14 protein-coding genes are annotated in these 16,227 nt (G+C 62.8%); 6 read left to right on the plus strand and 8 right to left on the minus strand.

What is annotated here, in order from left to right:
* Positions 1–286 precede the first annotated feature (286 nt).
* Entirely contained in the window at positions 287–1,603 is a 1,317-nt protein-coding gene (locus tag AC5WNJ_RS02345; protein WP_176676150.1) for an Nramp family divalent metal transporter, read from the plus strand.
* A gap of 110 nt (positions 1,604–1,713) precedes the next feature.
* Here the strand turns inward: AC5WNJ_RS02345 and AC5WNJ_RS02350 are convergent, their stop codons facing one another.
* Positions 1,714–2,520 carry a response regulator gene (locus AC5WNJ_RS02350; protein WP_176676151.1) on the minus strand — a complete coding sequence of 269 codons (807 nt, stop codon included), beginning with the start codon at positions 2,518–2,520 and terminating at the stop codon, positions 1,714–1,716.
* A gap of 338 nt (positions 2,521–2,858) precedes the next feature.
* Between AC5WNJ_RS02350 and exaC the strand changes: the two genes are divergently transcribed.
* A complete protein-coding gene (gene exaC / locus AC5WNJ_RS02355) occupies positions 2,859–4,379 on the plus strand; it encodes an acetaldehyde dehydrogenase ExaC (RefSeq protein ID WP_176676152.1) in 1,521 nt (506 codons plus the stop codon).
* A 131-nt stretch (positions 4,380–4,510) separates the two neighbouring features.
* Here the strand turns inward: exaC and AC5WNJ_RS02360 are convergent, their stop codons facing one another.
* The 4 genes from AC5WNJ_RS02360 to AC5WNJ_RS02375 all read right to left on the minus strand — a co-directional run bounded on the left by AC5WNJ_RS02360 (position 4,511) and on the right by AC5WNJ_RS02375 (position 7,016).
* Positions 4,511–5,002, minus strand: coding sequence for a pyridoxamine 5'-phosphate oxidase family protein (locus AC5WNJ_RS02360; RefSeq protein ID WP_176676153.1), 492 nt, complete (start codon positions 5,000–5,002; stop codon positions 4,511–4,513).
* Positions 5,003–5,163: 161 nt separating this feature from the next.
* A complete protein-coding gene (locus AC5WNJ_RS02365; RefSeq protein ID WP_176676154.1) occupies positions 5,164–5,655 on the minus strand; it encodes a CreA family protein in 492 nt (163 codons plus the stop codon).
* 121 nt (positions 5,656–5,776) lie between these two features.
* Positions 5,777–6,130: a DOPA 4,5-dioxygenase family protein gene (locus AC5WNJ_RS02370; protein ID WP_176676155.1), complete on the minus strand. Its 354-nt coding sequence runs from the start codon at positions 6,128–6,130 to the stop codon at positions 5,777–5,779.
* A 115-nt stretch (positions 6,131–6,245) separates the two neighbouring features.
* Positions 6,246–7,016 carry a sulfite exporter TauE/SafE family protein gene (locus tag AC5WNJ_RS02375; RefSeq protein WP_253063128.1) on the minus strand — a complete coding sequence of 257 codons (771 nt, stop codon included), beginning with the start codon at positions 7,014–7,016 and terminating at the stop codon, positions 6,246–6,248.
* Positions 7,017–7,249: 233 nt separating this feature from the next.
* Between AC5WNJ_RS02375 and AC5WNJ_RS02380 the strand changes: the two genes are divergently transcribed.
* Entirely contained in the window at positions 7,250–8,275 is a 1,026-nt protein-coding gene (locus tag AC5WNJ_RS02380; protein ID WP_176676157.1) for a succinylglutamate desuccinylase/aspartoacylase family protein, read from the plus strand.
* 137 nt (positions 8,276–8,412) lie between these two features.
* On the opposite strand, the gene AC5WNJ_RS02385 is transcribed toward AC5WNJ_RS02380, so the two are convergent.
* From AC5WNJ_RS02385 to AC5WNJ_RS02395, 3 genes are all read right to left on the minus strand, one after another.
* The gene (locus tag AC5WNJ_RS02385; RefSeq protein WP_495930369.1) at positions 8,413–9,810 is read right to left on the minus strand and encodes a peptide MFS transporter; all 1,398 of its coding nucleotides are present in this window, start codon (positions 9,808–9,810) and stop codon (positions 8,413–8,415) included.
* Between the two features lie 458 nt (positions 9,811–10,268).
* Positions 10,269–11,276, minus strand: coding sequence for a tRNA dihydrouridine(20/20a) synthase DusA (gene dusA, locus AC5WNJ_RS02390; RefSeq protein ID WP_176676159.1), 1,008 nt, complete (start codon positions 11,274–11,276; stop codon positions 10,269–10,271).
* A gap of 142 nt (positions 11,277–11,418) precedes the next feature.
* On the minus strand, positions 11,419–12,036 hold the full coding sequence (locus AC5WNJ_RS02395) for a TetR/AcrR family transcriptional regulator (RefSeq protein WP_176676160.1): 618 nt from the start codon (positions 12,034–12,036) through the stop codon (positions 11,419–11,421).
* 293 nt (positions 12,037–12,329) lie between these two features.
* Here AC5WNJ_RS02395 and AC5WNJ_RS02400 point away from each other — a divergent pair, with 293 nt between their 5' ends.
* The 3 genes from AC5WNJ_RS02400 (at position 12,330) to AC5WNJ_RS02410 (ending at position 16,224) form a co-directional block, all read left to right on the plus strand.
* Positions 12,330–12,884 carry a carboxymuconolactone decarboxylase family protein gene (locus tag AC5WNJ_RS02400; protein ID WP_176676161.1) on the plus strand — a complete coding sequence of 185 codons (555 nt, stop codon included), beginning with the start codon at positions 12,330–12,332 and terminating at the stop codon, positions 12,882–12,884.
* A gap of 938 nt (positions 12,885–13,822) precedes the next feature.
* Positions 13,823–14,884, plus strand: a complete 1,062-nt coding sequence (gene corA, locus AC5WNJ_RS02405; RefSeq protein ID WP_176676162.1) for a magnesium/cobalt transporter CorA — start codon at positions 13,823–13,825, stop codon at positions 14,882–14,884.
* A 440-nt stretch (positions 14,885–15,324) separates the two neighbouring features.
* Positions 15,325–16,224, plus strand: coding sequence for a LysR family transcriptional regulator (locus tag AC5WNJ_RS02410; RefSeq protein WP_176676163.1), 900 nt, complete (start codon positions 15,325–15,327; stop codon positions 16,222–16,224).
* The last annotated feature ends 3 nt before the right edge of the window (positions 16,225–16,227 follow it).

The following is a 16,227-nucleotide window of genomic DNA, read 5'->3' on the forward strand; positions in this document are numbered from 1 at the left end:
GAAGTGCTGTAAGAAGCGCTGCAAGAGATGCTGTAAAGGGGAAGGGAAGAGAGCGCTGGAAAGAAATTGAGGGGGCACAAGAAGGGGCTGGAAGGGAGCGCTGAGAAAGGCAATGGCAAATAAACGTCCGTCACAGGGCGATTGAAAGTGCCTATCGGATATCACGCTTGTTTTTAATGAGAATCAATGGCGTTTGGGGTGTATGCTTGTCACATAGCCTCCCGCATATTTCCTTATCTGTTCGCGGGTCATTGATCTGGCAGGTTTTCCCCCCATGCTGAATGTCATGTCCGATAAATCCGTACGTCATGCCGCAAGCGTGTCACTGGGCAGCGATGGCGACGCCTCTGCTGCCGGTGGTGCGCGCACAGCTCCCCCTGTCCGTGTCGCTGGCCGCCTGCGCCGCGCCTTGCCATTCCTCGGCCCGGCGATGATCGCTGCCGTCGCCTATATCGACCCGGGCAACTTCGCGACCAATCTCGAGGCCGGTTCCCGTTATGGCTACGCCCTGTTGTGGGTGGTGCTGTGGGCCAATCTGATGGCGATGTTGATCCAGACCCTGTCGGCGCGGCTGGGGCTGGCGACCGGCAAGAATCTGGCCGAGGTCATCCGTGAACGCTTCCCGCGTCCGGTGGTATGGGCCTTCTGGGTGCAGGCGGAGATCGTCGCCATCGCGACCGATCTGGCTGAATTCCTGGGGGCGGCGCTGGCCTTCAATCTGCTGTTCGGGCTCAGCATGCTGGAAGGGGCGCTGCTGACCGGCGCCATCACCTATGCGGTACTGGTGATGCAGCGTTTCGGCTTCCGCATGATGGAAATGATCATCGGCGCGATGATACTGGCGGTCTCGGCGGGCTTCCTGCTCGAGATCATCCTCAGCCGACCGCCGGTGGAGCCGATCATCCATGGCCTGTTGTCCCCGGACTTTCCGGATAGCCACGCCATCTTCCTGGCGGCCGGCATTCTCGGTGCCACCGTGATGCCCCATGTCATCTACCTGCATTCCGCGCTGTCCCAGAATCGCATCCGGGTGCGTGACAGCGGGCAGCGTCGTCGCGTGATGGGCTACTACCGTCTGGATGTCATCCTCGGCATGGCGCTGGCGGGGCTGATCAACATGGCGATGCTGGTGCTGGCCGCCAAGGTCTTCCATGGCAACGGCGAGACCGGCGTGGCCTCCATCACCGAAAGCTACAAGCTGCTGTCACCGCTGATGGGGCAGGATGCGGCGAGTCTCATCTTCGGATTCACGCTGCTGCTGGCGGGGCTGTCCTCCTCCATCGTCGGCACCCTGTCCGGTCAGGTGGTGATGCAGGGCTTCGTCAACTTCCGCATACCGATGTGGCTGCGCCGCGTGATCACCATGGCGCCGGCCATCGCCATCATCCTGATGGAGTTGCCGGAGCAGCAGGTGCTGGTCGCAAGCCAGGTGGTACTCAGCTTCGGGATTCCCTTCGCGCTGGTGCCGCTGTTGATGTTCACCGCCAATCGCCGCCTGATGGGAGACCTGGTCAACCGTCACTGGGTGACGGCCATCGGGGTGCTGGTCGCGGCGATCATCATCCTGCTCAATGGCTATGTGCTGGTCGGCGAGCTGATGTAGGGCCTATGTTCCAGGCTCTATGTCCCAAGCCCTATTTCCCAGTGTCTGTGCCCCTGTGAGAGACAAGAGTCCTGTGGGTAGCAGGCCCATGAAACGCCCCGCGGTGCGCCTCACTCATGAGCGCCTCGGCGGGGCGTTGCGCGTTTCGGCAAGGCCGGGGACGCATCCGTGTCAGACATGGCAGCCAGGGCGTGGCTGGCCAGCAGGATTGCCTGCACCCGGCTGGTGACCTCCAGCTTGTGCAGGATGGCGGACACGTGCGACTTCACCGTGGTTTCCGCCACGCCCAGCTGCCAGGCGATCATCTTGTTGGATTCGCCCAGCACCATGCGCTCCAGCACGCCACGTTGCTTGGTGGTGAGGGTCTGCCAGCGCCGCGCGAATTCCGGCTCGCTGAGGCTCGGCACCAGTTGAGGCGCCGGCGGTGGCAGCGATGTCGATGATGCTGCCGATGTTGATGCTGATGCCGACGGTGCCGAGAGCGAGGCTGGACGTGGCGCAGCGCGCATCAACTGGGCAGGCACGTAGACTTCCCCTGCCAGCATGCGCGCGAGCGCCTCGCGCAATACCTCCGCCGAGCTCGACTTGGAGAGGTAGCCCACCGCGCCGAGTGACAAGGCCTCCAGCACCGTCTCGCGTGCCTCGTGGGCGGAGAGAATCGCCACCGGCAGCCAGTCTGCCTCCTGGCGCAATCGCCTCAGGCCTTCCAGGCCATGGCTGTCGGGCAGGTCGAGATCCAGCAGCAGCAGGTCGAGGCTATCGGCGTGCACATCGATGAGGCTGAGCGTTTCGGCGAGACTGGCGGCCTGCAGCAGCTCGTAGGGCGCCGCCGAGGCGTCAGCGACGCTCAGACTCAGGGTACGACTGATGGCGTCACGGAACAGCGGATGGTCATCCGCGATCAACAGACGGTACATGGAGGCTCCTGGCCGGTAACGGGCGATATCTTGAGCATAACGTCATGGCGTGGTGTCGTGCCTTGCGGCCTTCGCGGTATGGCGGCCTTCGCGGTATGGCGGCGTTCGTGTCTCCTCGCTTTTCTCCTCCCAAGGGATGAGACGGTCTCCACCCATGGGGGCATGTCGGGATCGGCGTGAGTGAACAAGACTGTGAAAGTCGTCTGATCAAGTAGTCATTGATGCAGTCATTGACGGTCAGGTGATGGACAGGAGCGCCACCTCCTGTTCAGGACATCGACAACAACAGGCCGTCGATCACGAGCGCCACTCGTGAATCCGGCCAACAGGAGTTCGCCATGATCTACGCCTCCCCGGGCAGCGCCGATGCGCTGGTCACGTTCAAGGATATCTACGGCAACTATATCGGCGGTCGCTTCGTCGAGCCGGTGAAGGGTGAGTACTTCGACAATGTCAGTCCGGTGACGGGCGAGGCCTTCTGCCGTATTCCGCGCTCCAGCGCGGAGGATATCGATCTCGCGCTGGACGCCGCTCACAAGGCAGCGCCTGCCTGGGGCAAGACCTCGGTGCAGGAGCGCTCCAACATCCTGCTCAGGATCGCCGATCGCATCGAGCAGAACCTCGAGATGCTGGCCGTCGCCGAGACCTGGGACAACGGCAAGGCGGTGCGCGAGACGCTGAACGCCGATATCCCGCTGGCGGCGGACCACTTCCGCTACTTCGCCGGTTGTCTGCGCTCCCAGGAAGGCACCGCGGCGGATATCGATGCCAATACCGTCTCCTATCATTTCCATGAGCCGCTGGGCGTGGTCGGGCAGATCATCCCGTGGAACTTCCCGATCCTGATGGCGGCCTGGAAGCTCGGCCCGGCGCTGGCGGCCGGCAACTGCGTGGTGCTCAAGCCGGCGGAGCAGACCCCGGCCTCGATTCTGGTGCTCGCGGAGCTGGTCGGTGACCTGCTGCCGGCGGGCGTGCTCAACATCGTCAACGGCTACGGGGCCGAGGCCGGCCAGGCGCTGGCCACCAGCAAGCGCATTGCCAAGATCGCCTTCACCGGCTCCACTCCCGTGGGCTCGCACATTCTCAAGTGCGCCGCCGACAGCATCATCCCCTCCACGGTGGAGCTGGGCGGCAAGTCGCCCAACATCTACTTCGCCGACATCATGAATGCCGAACCCGAGTTCATCGACAAGGCCGCCGAAGGCCTGGTACTGGCGTTCTTCAATCAGGGCGAGGTGTGTACCTGCCCGTCACGTGCGCTGATCCAGGAAAGCATCTACGACGACTTCATGGCTCGGGTGATGGAGCGCGTGAAGACCATCAAGCGCGGCAACCCGTTGGACACCGACGTGCAGGTCGGCGCCCAGGCCTCCCGCGAGCAGTTCGACAAGATCATGTCCTACATGGATGTCGCCCGCGAGGAAGGTGCCGAGGTGCTCACCGGTGGCAGCAGCGAGCAGCTGGAGAACGAGCTGGCCAACGGCTATTACATCCAGCCGACCCTGCTCAAGGGCAACAACTCGATGCGTGTCTTCCAGGAGGAGATCTTCGGGCCGGTGGTGGCCGTCACCACCTTCCGTGACGAGGCCGAGGCGTTGGCCATCGCCAATGACACCGAATTCGGTCTCGGCGCCGGCGTCTGGAGTCGCGACATGAACGTCGCCTTCCGCATGGGGCGTGGCATCCAGGCCGGCCGCGTATGGACCAACTGCTACCACCAGTATCCCGCCCATGCCGCCTTCGGTGGCTACAAGAAATCCGGTGTCGGTCGCGAGACCCACAAGATGGCACTGGAGCACTACCAGCAGACCAAGAACCTGCTGGTCAGCTACGACATCAATCCGCTCGGTTTCTTCTAGACTCCAGGTTCCAAGTTCCGGGTTCCAGGCTCGAATGCCAGACACGACAACGCCAGCCCTCGGGCTGGCGTTGTCGTGTCTGGCGTGTGCGTGACGGGGCAAGCGGGCGTTTTACCGAAATCGGCTCTTGCTCACAGCGTGCCGAATTTCTCGTTCTCGCCCATGTCCGGGGTGTGGTCCTTGTCGAGGTTGGCGCGGGCGATCTCGTAGAGTTGGTAGGCCTTGCTTTCCTTGGCCTTCCAGTACTCGCCGGACTGTACCTTGACCTCCAGCAGGGTGACATCGGGGTCATCCTTGCCTTCCGGGAACCAGGCGGCCACGAACGGGTTCCAGAACTTGTCGATCAGGTCCTGATCACGCTTGAGGTTGGCATGGCCGTTGAGCGAGACGTAGACGCCATCATCCTGATCGGAAAAGCTCAGGCAGACCTCGCTGTCCTTGCTGGCCTCGAAGACCTTCTCGGCGCTGGCACGGGTGAAGAACCACAGGGTGCCGTCGTAGTCATCCTGCACCAGATGCATCGGGCGGGCATGGGGCAGGCCGTCGCCCTGCGTCACCAACATGCCGACCTTCACGTCCTTGATCAGCTTCCAGATCTTCTGCTTGTGCTCCGGGCTCGACATCGTCTGTCACTCCTTTGCGTCATGCGAATGAAAATCCGGCTGGCTAGCCGTTGCACAAGACCTTGGAGCGACACCCCACAACTTCAAGGGATGATGGTGAAGCTTTCGCTTGATGAGTCAGCACTTGATCAATCGGCGCTTGATTCAGGCGTCGAGGTGACTCACTGCGCTGCCGGTGCCTGCCAGGCGTCGCTGCCCCATAGCGGCACGCTGCTCAACGCGTGCTTGAAGCTGCCACTGGTTTCCTTGGTGCTGTAGGCGATGTAGAGCAGGCTCTGTGAGTCGCGGTCCAGGATACGGCGAATCTTGAGGCTCTTGAGCAGCACGCTCTTGGACTTGCGATAGACCTCCTCGCCACTCTTGGAGGTGTCGATGTCGGCGATCATCGCCGGGGTGATCGGGCCGGTCTGACGGCAGGCGATGCTCATGTCGGAAGGGTCGGAGAAGTCGAGGTCCGCCTCGATGTTGCTCAGGTGGCAGGTCACGCCTGGCACCTTGGGGTCGATCAGGCTCTCGATCTTGATGTCCTTGGTGGTGAACAGGCCCAGCGAGACATCGCCGACCTCGTTGTCATCACAGCCGGCCAGCAGCAGGCCCGAGGCGATCACTCCGAGCAGGGCAGTACGCGAGGTAAAGCGACGCAGTCGTGTCATGGGGTCATCCTTGAGTCAGTGGGTAAGGCGAAGGGACAAGGCAAAGAGGCAAGGCGATGGTAGCGTGTCAGGCCCGCCGCGGGCATCAAGCAACGTCGTGGCATTGCTGCGTCGTGCGGTCTCACTGGCTGGTGAAGGCGGCGAGATTCAGCGCATGCGAGTTGCCCAGCCACATCACGCCCTGGGTGTGATCGAAGAGGTCATCGTCGGTGCCGACGTGCACGAAGATGTCCAGCGAACCACGGTTGAGTGCCAGCCACGGGATGATGCGGCCGAATTCTTCCGGGGCAAATGACAGCTGACAGCTCCATAGCGGATGCGGGCCTACCGGCTGCTGGTGAAAGCGGCCGACGCGCAGCGGGAACTGCTGCTCGGCGCGTGCCGCCAGCTCGCGAGCGGCGGCCAGGCCCTGCTCATCGGTGTAGTAGAGATGTGCATGGTAGTAGCTGATGCGGCTTGTCATGGAGTCGCTCATGGCGTTGTCTCGATCGTTCTCATGGGGCATTCCGGTACTCGGCCTCAAGGGCCGTACCGGGAGTTTTCAAAGGCTGGCGGCAATGGTCGTCAGGGCGTGATGGGCCTTGCGGCCCTCAGCCCCAGGCCCTGTAGATCAGCTGCACGCCCACCAGCGCCATCGCGATGATGATCAGGCGGAAGAACAGCGTCTCGTTGACGCGGGATTGCAGCCACAGGCCGCTTCTGACGCCCGCCCAGGCCACCGGTACCAGCAGCAGCGAGGTGGAGAGGCTGGTGAGGTTGATCTCGCCCAGCGCCACGTAGGGGCCCAGTTTCATCAGGTTCATGCCAGCGAAGATGATCACCGTGGTGGCGATGAAGGTTTCCTTGGGATGCTGGCGCGGAATCATGTACAGGTTGTAAGGCGGCGCGCCGGCGTGGGCGAAGAAGCTGGTGAAGCCCGCCGTCGCACCTGCAGGCACCGCCAGCCAGCGCGGCAGCGGTTTCCTGGCAGTGGGCTTGAACAGCATATAGGCGGCGAACAGCAGCGAGATGACACCCAGCAGGCCGCGAATCATGTTCTCGTCCAGCTCGTCGAACAGCACCACGCCCACCGCGATGCCGATGGCGGCGCTGGGCAGGATGATGCGCACCTCCGACCACAGCTGCTTGCCCCACCAGGCGCGGGAGCTCAGGAAGTCCATCACCAGCAACAGCGGCAGCAGGATGCCGGCGGCTTCCAGCGGCCCGATGGCCAGCGCCATCAGCGGCACCGAGAGCGAGCCGAAGCCACCGGCGAAGCCGCCCTTGGAGATACCGGTCAGGTAGGTCGAGAAGATGATCGCGCTCCAGGCCAGCGCAGAGTAATCGGGCAGTGTCAGCAGGGCATCGAGAGAATCGGTCACGGGCATCTCATGTCGAGAGGGCGGGCAAGGTGAGTCGTGAAGGCCCATTGTTGAACAATTCTGCCCGCGCTTCATCCCGATACGCTGCAATGAAGTCTTTCCCTTGGCGCACCAATGCGCTAAAAGGCGCATGTCGCACAGTGTTTTCTTTCGAGACACTGAGCGAATAGCCTGATCTGTCGGGCATGTCGCAATGCCTGTCGCTCGTTGGTCGAACAATCTCTGAGGTGGCGATGTCACGCGCTCCATTTGAAATCAGCGGTACCCGCATCGCGCCGGGAACGCGGGCCCAGGTCGATGTGCCTGTCGCCAAGCTCTACACCCATGCGCCGCTGCACATCCCCGTCGAGGTGGTGCATGGTCGCCAGTCCGGCCCGGTGTTGCTGGTATGTGGTGCCATCCACGGTGACGAGATCAACGGCGTCGAGATCGTGCGGCGGCTGCTCAAGAGTTCCAGCCTTGCACGGCTGCGCGGCACCCTGATCGCGGTACCCATCGTCAACGTCTTCGGTTTCGTGCAGCACACGCGCTACCTGCCGGACCGCCGCGACCTCAACCGCTGCTTCCCGGGCAGCGAGAGCGGCTCGCTGGGCTCGCGGGTGGCGGCGCTGTTCCGTGAGGAGATCGCCGATCAGGCTACCCACATCATCGACCTGCACACCGGCGCGATCCACCGCACCAACCTGCCGCAGATCCGCGCCACCATGACGGGCAGTGATGCCACGCGTCAGATGGCGGATGCCTTCGGCGCACCGGTGCTGCTGAATGCCGAGCTGCGCGAGGGCAGTCTGCGTGCCTATGCCAGCGAGCGCGGCGTGCCGGTCATCACCTATGAGGCCGGTGAGGCACTGCGCTTCGATGAGTGGGCGATTCGCCCGGGCGTCAGCGGCGTGAAGCGCGTGATGCGCTCCATCGGCATGCTGGCCAAGGACCGCGACCGCAAGCCCAGCTCGCGTGCGGTGGAGATGTCCAACGGCTCCAGCTGGGCGCGGGCCTCCATCGATGGCATCGTCCAGAGCCGCGTGGGCCTGGGGGACCGCGTCGAGAAGCATCAGGTGCTGGGCATCGTCGCCGACCCCTTCGGAAACAGCGAAAGCGAGGTGCTATCACCCGCCGACGGCATCATCATCGGCATGGCCAATCTACCGCTGGCCAACGAGGGCGAGGCGCTCTATCACGTGGCGCGCTTCCATGCGATCGACGATGCCGAGAGCGCCGTCGACAACTTCCAGCAGCTGTTCGTGCCGGACTCCATCTAGGCGTCTCGTTTCACTTCAGGCCCCCTCATGGTCCTGGTTGCCGGCAGTGACAACGCAAACGCCCCGCTCGATGAGCGGGGCGTTTGCGTTGCAGCAGTCTGTGATGTCGTCGCAGCAAGATGACGACGAGTACGAGATCAGCCGTGACTGCTCTGGGTCTCGAACGGGCCGTCATGACGCGCTTCCGCGCCGTGCATCCAGTCCACCAGCTTGCCGGCGAATACCAGCAACAGCAGGCCGCCGAGTACGCCGGTGATGGCGATGCCGCCGAACACGCTCATGGCACCGGCTTCGCCGACCAGCGAGCCGATCATTCCGGCCAGGTAGTTGGCCAGTGCCACGAAGGCGAACCAGGCGCCCATCATCAGCGCACCCATGCGCACCGGTGACAGCTTGGTGACCATCGACAGCCCCACCGGCGACAGGCACAGCTCGCCGAGGGTGTGGAAGAAGAAGGCGCCGACCAGCCAGATCATCGAGGCGCTGCCTGCGGCTTTCTGCTCCAGCACCGCGCCGATCATGCACACGAAGCCGATGCCGAGGGCGATCAGGCCGAAGGCGAACTTGACCGGCGAGCTGGGCTCGCGGTTGTCCATGCGGGTCCACAGACCCGCCAGCAGCGGCGAGAGCAGGATGATGAACAGCGGGTTGAGCGACTGGAACCAGGCCGCCGGCACTTCAAAGCCCATCAGCATGCGGTCGGTGTAGTCCTGCGCATACAGCGCCATCAGGCCGCCGCCCTGTTCGAAACCGGCCCAGAACAGGATGGTGAACAGGCCCAGCACCAGAATGACCTTGATGCGGTCACGCTCTTCGCGGCTCAGCGGCGTCTTGCGCTCGTGGCTCTTGTTCAGGCGTGCCTCGCGGCGGGCGCTGGGCTCCATCCCGAGATCCCCCAGATGGCGCGGCGCGAAGATGAGCTGGATGACGACTGCCAGCAGCATGCCGATACCGGCCACCAAGAAGCCGGCATTCCAGCCATAGCCTTCGGCCATGGAGCCCGCGACGATACCCGACAGCAGCGCACCGATGTTGATGCCCATATAGAAGATGGTGAAGGCACCATCACGGCGGTGATCGCCCTGCTGGTAGAGGTCGCCGACCATCGTGGAGATGTTGGGCTTGAACAGGCCGTTGCCGATGATCAGCAGGCCAAGGCCGACATACAGCAGCATCTCGGCATCGAGCCCGCTCATGGCCGGCGGCACGGCGAGCACGAACTGTCCGACCGCCATGATCAGCCCGCCGATCAGGATCGCACGGCGTGCGCCCAGCCAGTTGTCGGCCAGGGCGCCGCCGAACATCGGCGTGATGTACACCAGGCCCGTGAAGATGCCATACAGCTGCAGGGCATCGCCCTGACTCCAGCCCAGACCGCCACTGGTGACGGCATCGGTGAGATAGAGCACCAGCAGGGCGCGCATGGCGTAATAGGAGAAGCGTTCCCACAGTTCGGTGGAGAACAGCAGATAGAGTCCGGCCGGATGCCCGAACAGCTCACGGCCGTTGGCTCCGGAGGAGGAGGATGTGGACATGGAACCTCGAAGGAAGTGTCAGCAGAAGCAGCGCAGCCCGGAGGACGGGACTGCATGGACCGGCCCACAGGTCGCAGAGGAGGACTGTGGAGGAATCGCCGATGACGGAGCAGTTGTGTGGCTGACGTCACTCGCGCAGGGCGTAACGATGTCGAGACCTGTTGTTGTCCGTATGGTCAATCATTTTGCGTGAGATGTCTTTGTCAGACAATCAAACGAAAGTCATGTATGTCATTGGTATTCAAAGAGTTATTAGCTTAGATGGCGACGCAGGGTTGCGTCGGATGTCACGTCTGCCCGTGCCGCGTCGCCACTTCCTGACTGCCAAGACGACGACACCCGGCGTGAGGGCCAGGTGTCGGGGACTGACTTTTGACAGCGCTGCTCTCAAGAGAGGGCAGAAGAGAGAGCAAGAAAGGACAGAAGAGAGCAGAAGCGGCGCGAACAGGCCAGCTCGATCAGGCTTGCTCGACCTGCGCCTCGGGCCGCTGTTCCGGTACGCGCGCCATGGCGTCATCGATGACCTCGATGCCCGCGCCCGGCTTGTGGGCGTTCTCGGAGACATGGCGGCGGAACTGGCGACCGCCCGGTTGGCCCTGGAACAGTCCCAGCAGATGGCGGCTGATGTGGTTGAGACGCACGCCCTCGGCGAGGCGCTTCTCGATATAGGGGCGGAAGGCACGCAGCGCATCGTGGCGGCTGGTGTGCGGATTCTCGGCCTCACCGTACAGCTCGCTGTCCACCGTCGCCAGCAACCAGGGGTTGTGGTACGCCTCACGGCCGACCATCACGCTGTCGACGTGCTCCAGCTGCTCGTGCAGCTCATCCATCCGTTTCAGGCCGCCATTGATGCCGATATGCAAGGACGGGTGCGCCTGCTTGAGGCGGTGCACGCGGCCGTAGTTCAGCGGGGGAATATCGCGGTTCTCCTTCGGCGACAGGCCCTGCAGCCATGCCTTGCGCGCATGCACGCTGAAGGTGTCGCAGCCGGCGTCGGCCACGGTGGTGATGAAGCGCTCGAGATCGGCGTCCTCATCCTGATCATCGATCCCGATGCGGCACTTCACCGTCACCGGAATCTTCACCTGCGCCTGCATCGCCGCCACGCATTTTGCCACCAGCTCCGGATGGCCCATCAGACAGGCACCGATCATGTTGTTCTGCACGCGATCGCTCGGGCAGCCGACATTCAGGTTCACCTCGTCATAGCCCCAGCTCTCGGCGATCGCCGCACACTCGGCCAGCGCCTGCGGATCGCTGCCACCCAGCTGCAACGCCAGCGGATGCTCCGTCTCGTCATGGCCGAGGAAGCGCTCGCGGTCCGGATTGAACAGCAATGCCCCGGTGGTCACCATCTCCGTGTACAGCAGCGTACGACGGCTCAACACGCGCGCGAAGGCGCGGTAGTCACGGGTCGTCCATTCCATCATCGGCGCAACGGAGAAGGTGCGGTCAATCGGTGTCATCGGCATGGCAGTCATATCGGCTGGTGTGGGAGCAGGGATCGGAGCATCAGGCGCTGTCGAGACAAGCGGGCGGTGATTCTAGCAGCTTGTGAGGCGAAGCGCCGAGTCAGAGGGAGCCGCGAGCCAATGCGCCGCTCATGGCTCAATGCGTGTTGTTGACCTTCAGCGCTTCGATATCCTGGGCGATGTCTTCGGCGAGCTGGCGGACGGCGTCGCTTTCGCCTTCACGCTGGGCGTAGGCGCGCAGGCCCATGACTTCGGCCTGCAGGCGGCGGCCGAGGCGTTCCGGCTGGTGAGCGGGGCGCTCGGGGTCGATGAGTTCTCCGGCGTCGCGGGCGTCCGCGAAGGCCTGGCGGAAGCGGGCTTCCATGTTGGCGAGCAGCGTCTCGACCTTGTCGCGGGCGGCCTGTTCACGCTCGCCGAGTTCCAGCAGGCTCTTGGCCAGCATGCAGGCGCGGGACGGCACTTCGCAGTCACGTAGTCCGCCGAGCTTGCGGATATAGGTGGCGAGGGCGGTCAAGGGTGAGTCGTGACTGGCCATCAGGCTTTCCATCTCGCGCAGGCTGCGCGCGGAGTAGCAGTCCAGCGCTTCCTGGAAGAGGCCGTCCTTGCTGCCGAAGGTGGCGTAGATGCTGCCGGGGCGCATGTCGAGCGCGCGCTCGATGTCCTTCAGCGAAGTGGCATGAAAGCCCTTCTGCCAGAAGAGATTGAGCGCCCGTTCGAGGGAATCCTGGCGGTTGTGCAAGGTCGCGCGTGGCATGGCTGTCCTGACGATGGGGCTCGCGAGCGACGCCTGTCTTCGCGCGGCATGGCGAAGCGGGCGGTCTGCAAGGAGCAAGGTATTGAGTGAGTACTCAAGTTTAACTTGAATGATCGCTCAAATCCAGCTAGTGTGTTCCCCGACAACGCAGTGCAGCGGATGGTCAGGCTTTATTTTGAGCGTTTGCTCATATCTTGCCCTGCATCCTCAGGGGCGCCGCTGGAGGCTTCATGCCACTGACTGACAGCCCCTGAGGTTCCGCGCATCTCGCTCATCATTCCGAAGGAGTTCTCATGACTGATTTCACACTCTATACCGCCGACAATGCCCCGCAGGACAGCAAGCCGCTGCTTGGCAAGTCCGTCGAAGCCTTCGGCATGGTACCGGGCCTGCACGCCGTGATGGCGGAAGCACCGGGTCTGCTGGAAGGCTACCAGGTGTTGCACCAGCTGTTCCTCGATAGCAGCTTCGATGATGAAGAGACCACCGTCGTGTGGCAGACCATCAACGTCGAGCACAACTGCCACTACTGCGTGCCGGCGCATACCGGCATCGCCAAGTCGATGAAGGTGGATGACGCCATCACCGAAGCACTGCGCAACGAGACGCCTCTGCCGACCGAGCGTCTGGAAGCTCTGCGCACCTTCACGCTGGCCGTGGTACGTGAGCGTGGCTTCGTGGATGACGCTACCGTGCAGACCTTCCTCGATGCCGGTTATACCAAGCGCAATGTGCTGGAAGTGATTCTGGGCCTGTCCCAGAAGGTGATGAGCAACTACACCAATCACCTGGCCGAGACGCCGATCGACGAGCCGTTCAAGAAGTTCGAGTGGCACAAGCAGGGCTGAAGCTGAGGTGAGAGGCGGCGGCAAGTGCCTGACTCTCCAATACTAATGAAAATATTTCTCATTAGTATTGACGTCTGAGTCCGCGGGTCATATTCTGGGGTCATCGCTTCCCCGCCATGGGTAGCGGTGTCCCGGCCAGCGGAGTCAGGCCCCTGTCCGGGAGGCTTCTCATCAGACAGTTTTACGGTCCTTGCCAGCGGCTCATCCTACGGGGTGGGCCGCTTTTTTATGCGCAAAAAAAGACGCCTCCTTCGCTTGCACGAGGGAGGCGTCCGGAAGCGCTTCTCGAGTCATTCGCTTTCCGTCTGCCAATGACAGGGAGGAAGGCTTGCGAGTCGAGCGGTGCTTCGTGCTCACCAGATTTGGATGTCAGGTCCCTGGCAAGCGTCTCATCAGGCCAGTCACGACCTTGATATTCTGGCGCCATGATACGTCAGCCGGTGAGGGGAGGCCAGCGGCGCGTGAGATAAACGCTGACTCAATGTTAATGAAAATATTTCTCATTAGTATTGACGGCGTCAGCCGGAGAGCATAATCTGGATTCATCGCTTCCCGCCATGGAATGCGGTAGCCAGAACAGCGGAGTCAGGCCCCTGTTCGGGTTTCTCCTCATCAAGCTAGTCACGGTCTTAGGGCGACTCTCACGGGTCGCCTTTTTTCATGTCTGGCGCTTCTCCATTTCGTGTCTGGCACTTCTCTGGCGATTTACCTCGATCTTCCTTCCGTCGCTCTCCCGCTTGCCTCCTCATCTACGCTTGGTGCGCCCCGTCGCTCTGCCTCCGCTGGCGCGCCATCTCGTTTAGAATGACGACATCCTATTCCCACGCCGCCAAGGTGCCCGGGTTCCGCTGCCTTTTCAGAGGGTTGGCCATTGCGGTCAATCATTGTCATCAGTCAGAGCACGGGCGCGACCCGCGGGGCTTTCCGAGGAAGTCATCATGATCACACTCTATCGACTGCACGATGATGGGCGCCTGCGCGGTGAACATATCGTGTTGCCCGACCCGCAGCCCGGCCAGCCCGATACGCCGCCGCGCCTGGCGGATAGCGCTGAAGAGGCGGCAGCCCTGCATGCCGGGTTGCTGGCCGATGACGAGCTGGCGCCACCGATTCTGGTGCGTAGCGATGTGCTGTGGATCGATCTCTGTGAGCCGGATGAGCAGGAAAAGCGCTGGGTGAGCGAACAGTTCACGGTAGAGCTGCCTGATGTCGAGGAGCTGGAGGAGATCGAGTCGTCGTCGCGCTTCTATCTGGAAGGCGATGGCATCCACGTCGTCTCGCTGTTTCCGCATCGCAAGGGGCGCGAGCCACAGACGGCCAACGTCGCCTTCCATCTGCATGGGCGCCAGTTGATCAGCATGCGCCACGAGGATATCGGCCTGCTGCGGCTGTTCCGCAATCACCTGCGTCGCCAGCGACTGAGCCCGGAGGATGGCTGGGAAGTGCTGTTGGCGCTGCTGGCGATGAAGGTCGATTACCTGGCCGATGAGATCGAGGATATCTACCGGGCCCTGGAGGCGTTGGGCAAGCAGGCGGTGCACCCCGAGGCGCTGGAAGACACCCTGCACGGCATCCTGTTGCAGGAGCGCTACAACGACAAGGTGCGCCAGTCGCTGCTGGACAGCCAGCGCCTGCTGCGTCAGCTGACGCGCCATCTGCCCTCGGCGCCACGTCAGAAATCGCGACGTCAGGAGATTCGCGACATGTTGCGCGACATCGACTCGCTCAATCCGCACACCACCTTCATCTTCGACAAGGTCAACTTCCTGCTCGATGCCTCGATCGGTTTCACCAACCTCGATCAGAGCCGCATCATCAAGATCTTCTCGGTGGCGGCGGTAGTCTTCATGCCGCCGACCTTGATCGCCAGCATCTACGGCATGAACTTCCACTGGATGCCGGAGCTGGACGAGAACTGGGGCTATCCCTTCGCGCTGTGCCTGATGGGGGTATCGGCGCTCTCGACCTATCTGTTCTTCAAGTGGAAGAAGTGGCTGTAAGTTGCTGAAGACAGGCATAAAAAAGCGCCTGGCGTCGTGAGACGGCCAGGCGCACAAGAAACTTGCATTACAACACTGAAGATCGCCACCGAGGCCCAGGATGGGCCGACAGCGAAACCGCGCGTGGGGGCGTCGCCATGCAGACCAGTCACCGGGAATCGGTGGGATGAGCAGTGCAACTACCTGAGCGCGAACCTGGACGGTCGGGCTGCGCCACGCAGGCCCGGCCGTCTTCGGTCTAGTCCGGAAGCAGGCGGCCGATGCCGCGGCGCGCCTGCTCCCGCATGTTCGTGGCGCACAGTATAGGGTGCCGCGCTTTGGAGAATAAGCGCGTACAATTGAAAACTAGGGTTTCCAATATGGAAACCTGAGAGATTGATGGGGTGTCTGGCCGTGTCCGGAGGGCCATGGCGGTTGCAGAGCGAGGGAAAGGGAGACACATGGCGACACTTGATGCATTGCGCGTCTTCGTCGAAGTCGTGCGCGCGGCCAGTTTCACTGCGGCGGCGCGCCGACTGGGAATTTCCAAGTCGCTGGCGTCCAAGCGGGTGGCGGCACTGGAAGAGCAGCTGGGCGTCAGCCTGATCAATCGCTCGACCCGCAAGCTGCATCTCACCGAGGCGGGGCGCATCTACTACGAGCACGGCCTGCGCATCCGCGAGGAGCTGGAATCCGCCGAGGCCCGCGTACAGTCCGTGACCTCGCAGCCGATGGGCCAGCTCAAGGTCTCGGCACAGGTGTCGTTCGGCTTCATGTATCTGGCCGCGCCGACCACCGCCTTCATGCGTCGCTACCCGGATGTCAGCGTCGAGATTCTGCTCGAGGATCAGCGCTTCGAGCCCATCGATGAGTCGGTGGACCTGGCGATTCGCATGGGGCCGCTGCCGGATTCCTCGATGGTCTCGCGGCCGCTGTGCAAGGTGGTCTACGGCCTGTACGCCGCACCGGATTACCTGGCGCGCGTCAATTCACCGCCGGTGCAGCCCCAGGACATCCGCGCCTTCGATACCATCTTCTACGGCAATTACGACCTGGGGGCGCATTGGCGCTTCACGCTCAATGGTCAGCCCTTCGATGTGGAGCCGGAGTCGCGGCTGGTGATCAACAATCTGCTCGGCGTGGTGGAGGCGGCCAAGGCCGGCTTCGGTCTCGCCTACCTGCCGACCTTCTCGGCCCGCGCGGCAGTGGAAAGCGGTGAACTGGTGCCGCTGCTGCAGCCCTACTGGAACGAGCATGGCTCGATGGTGGTGCTGTTCCGTTCACGCAAGTACCTGCCTGACAAGACCCGCGCCTACCTCGACTTCATCACCGAGTGGTTTCAGGAGCATCTGCAGCTCTGAGTC

The organism is Cobetia sp. PDI-23MA (assembly GCF_059507735.1).